Origin of the sequence: Gordonia sp. UBA7860 (assembly GCF_002500165.1) — a bacterium.
GTDB lineage: Bacteria > Actinomycetota > Actinomycetes > Mycobacteriales > Mycobacteriaceae > Gordonia > Gordonia sputi.
Genome location: NZ_DLSO01000175.1, coordinates 1 through 908, shown reverse-complemented (window position 1 = coordinate 908; position 908 = coordinate 1). Strand labels below are relative to the sequence as shown.

Annotated in this window: 2 protein-coding genes; one reads left to right on the top strand and one right to left on the bottom strand. The window is 65.5% G+C overall.

Annotated features, from left to right (window positions below; all coding sequences use genetic code 11):
• On the bottom strand, positions 1 to 335 hold a 335-nt coding region (locus tag B3T59_RS21360; protein ID WP_287005071.1), incomplete at its 3' end, for a GNAT family N-acetyltransferase.
• 417 nt (positions 336 to 752) lie between these two features.
• On the opposite strand from B3T59_RS21360, the gene B3T59_RS21355 reads away from it, so the two are divergent.
• Positions 753 to 908, top strand: a 156-nt coding sequence (locus B3T59_RS21355) for a 30S ribosomal protein S10 (protein ID WP_287005086.1), incomplete at its 3' end; no start/stop codon positions are given.

The window sequence follows — 908 nt, the reverse complement described above, 5'->3', positions numbered from 1 at the left end:
AGGCCCCCCCGCCGGTACCCGCGTCGACGGGCCTCGTCGACGACGTGAGTCAGCAGCGCGCGGCCGACGCCGGTACCGCGCGCCGAGGGAGCGGCGCGCATCGATTTCACCTCGCCGTGCGTCGAGTCCAGTTCTTTGAGGGCGACGAACCCGGCGAGTTGTTGGTCGTCCGGTTCACCGGTCCATGCTGTCCAGAAGCTGACGCCGGGAGCCGACAGGCCGGAGGCGTCGAGGGCGAAGGCGTACTCCGACATCACCGACTGCAGCTCACGGAGATGATGTTCGAGGAGGTCGGCGACGTAGGGGGCGGTCGGGTCGTCGAGCCTGATGTCCACGGTTTCCCATTCGGTCGGTGAGAAGTAGGTGGGTATCGTCGCATGTTCTCAGCGAGAAAATCCGCCGGCCCCGACCTGGATTTGAATCGAGGCCCCGACCTGGTGCATACTTGTCGGGTTGCCTTGACCGGCGGACGTGGTTTCACTGCGGCCCCGATCGGGTGAATGACTCCCAAGGCCCCCGAGTTCGGGACCAAGGGCGAGTAACGCGTGCGCCGAATCCGGTTCACGGACACGACACGCCCGACCGCGGGTGCCGGAGCACACCGGCTCGTACCAGCGACGAGCCAACGTACAACGACAGATGAACAGCGTCGATCCCCGACTCACGCGGAGATCTATGTGCCCGCCGACCGGTGTCGGCCCCAGGTGCGCGGTGTTTGTCTGTCGAGAACAACTGACGGAAGAGGACACAGCGTGGCGGGACAAAAGATCCGCATCAGGCTCAAGGCCTACGACCACGAGGCGATCGACGCTTCGGCGCGCAAGATCGTGGAGACCGTGACCCGTACGGGTGCACGCGTCGTCGGCCCGGTGCCGTTGCCCACCGAAAAGAACGTGTACTGCGTCATC